The organism is Pseudoalteromonas sp. S3776, from assembly GCF_005886915.1.
Lineage (GTDB): Bacteria > Pseudomonadota > Gammaproteobacteria > Enterobacterales > Alteromonadaceae > Pseudoalteromonas.
The window spans coordinates 1-2,174 of record NZ_PNCU01000083.1 but is presented as its reverse complement, the minus strand read 5'-3'; the positions used below and the strand labels follow the sequence as shown (position 1 = coordinate 2,174).

General features: G+C 35.9%; 3 protein-coding genes. All 3 read right to left on the bottom strand.

The genetic code is table 11. The features are described from left to right. Positions 1–61: 61 nt before the first annotated feature. The gene (locus tag CWC16_RS19230; protein WP_138542679.1) at positions 62–508 is read right to left on the bottom strand and encodes a hypothetical protein; all 447 of its coding nucleotides are present in this window, start codon (positions 506–508) and stop codon (positions 62–64) included. A gap of 116 nt (positions 509–624) precedes the next feature. Further along, complete coding sequence (locus tag CWC16_RS19225; RefSeq protein ID WP_212747448.1) at positions 625–1,812, bottom strand: ADP-ribosylglycohydrolase family protein; 1,188 nt, start codon at positions 1,810–1,812, stop codon at positions 625–627. Position 1,813: 1 nt separating this feature from the next. After that, positions 1,814–2,116 carry an ADP-ribosyltransferase domain-containing protein gene (locus tag CWC16_RS19220; RefSeq protein ID WP_171037694.1) on the bottom strand — a complete coding sequence of 101 codons (303 nt, stop codon included), beginning with the start codon at positions 2,114–2,116 and terminating at the stop codon, positions 1,814–1,816. Positions 2,117–2,174: the final 58 nt, after the last annotated feature.

Genomic DNA, 2,174 nt, shown 5'->3' with positions numbered 1-2,174 from the left:
AAGATGGGTGTCTTGTTTATTCCCCAAGATGGGTGTCTTGTTTATTCCCCTTTAAAAACATTCATATACTTACTCCATATGTTTGCCAATTATGGATAAACTCTTGCACAGTTCCCTTTCCAAGTGGCGTATTATAATAAGTTTTCCAATACTGTGCCTGCGCATTAGTATCATTAGCTTCAGGTAAGGCAGCTGGCGCTCTTAAATAGTGGATTCTAGCGATGGCGCATGCATAAGCATCATTCTCTTTTAGCTCCTTTAACTTATCTTCAGTAGTCATTAAGCTTTTAACTTTTAAAGCTAACTCTGCTCTATAACTTAGGTAATTATCCCAAATGTCATCATGAGTAGCAGGCTCTATCTGAAAATAACTCAAAGCAGGTCCACCGCCTAGTTGTTGACGATACTTCAATCGACTTTCTTGAATCGCTGTACCTAGCAATAAAATTTCTGCTTTTTTTGATGATAAACCGATTTTTAACAGCGTTGGTTTTATTACATTGTTCAAAAAAGTTGAGGATTTTTCATCCCTGCTTTTTGAGAGTTAAATGAGGCGAGCTTTTCATTAATTTTGCGAAAAGTAGCATCATTAGGATTTATTTTTCCATCAGGACGAGACAGTTATTAATTTCTTTCCGAAAAGATTAACTCTTTAAACTCTTGGGCTTTTAAATAAAAAACATGATATTCTCTCACTTTTTTAACCCAATGATAATTAATTACACGTTCTCCATAATATGCACCTGCAAGCTGCCCATATATAGAGCCTGTTGTGTCAGCATCTTCACCTAAATTAACGGCTAATAAAGCACCACTTTCAAATGTTTCAGAATGATAGAAAGCCCATAAAACTGCTTCCAAGGTATGCATAACATAACCACTTGCGCGTATTTGCGAAGCACTTTTAGATTTATATTTAGCGTCGACTATGAGATCAATTATAGATTGACACAATGGATTTTCATCCCAATACCCGTCTATGGGAGTATAGATCCCATCGAGTAAAGTTTCTTTCGATTCCCTATGCAAAGCCCCCCAAATTAACCCACTAAAATAGCGACAAGCATCCACAGCTTCTTCAGCGCCATGAGTTGTAATAGAGCTTAAAGCTGCATACTTAATTGCATTTTCAAAATTATCATAATAACGAATTGGTATTGGCGCTAAACGCATTAAAGACCCATTTCCAGCAGATTTTGGATCCGTATTACCAGATATAGGATCGCCAGTTTTCTCATAATTTTGCAGAGCATTAACGACCGTATTACCAATATCAAAACACTTACCATTTACACTGAAAACACCATCTTTCCACCATTTATAGTACAAATCCATTTGATCCTTAGGATCAAAAACTTTAGTACGAACAAGACTATGAGCTAAGCAATACATCATGCTAGTATCATCAGTCCACTCTCCTGCTTTCAAGTTAAATGGCCCACCACCAACAATATCAGTAATTGGCTTAAATGTCCCAGGGGCTTTAAATTCAAGAGTTGTGCCTAAAGCATCACCAAGTGCACATCCGAGTAAAGCACCTCGAAAGCGATTTATGTCATCATCACAATCAACTTGGATTCTTTGATAATATTCTTTACATTGCTCATCAGTAGGTCTAGGGACTGCTATGCGATAGACATTATATGATGACATCCATTGGGTTTTATGAGGCTCTCTAGAACCACTTAATTTATTTGTCATAAAAGGAAATCGAAGATCATTAGGAATTTTATTTTCCATTTCTAACATTCGAATTATTGCGGAAGAGGTAATTAACTCACCAGAATCATCATAATATTTTTTTTCACTCATTTTAAACCTCTTCTAGCTCTATGAAGTTTGTTCCATTTACTTTTAAACGGCTAATAACTTTGAATTTCGTTCCTGACTTAAATAATACTTCTTGCTCTTCTGGCTTTACTGCAGCATTGTTAGCAATATTAACCCCTGTTTTAGAAGTTATAAGTATTTTAGTATTGCCATCGAAGGGCTTATCTAAATTGCTCGATGAACTTTTAAAACCTTTTTCATAATGTATGCCACCAACAGGGAACAGCTCCTCTAATAAGTCATCACTGAATTGATCTCCACGAATAACATGTCCTTCATACCTCAATAATGGGTTTTCCGCTAATTTAATTAAGAACTTAACTAGACACCCACTCTAATTTAAC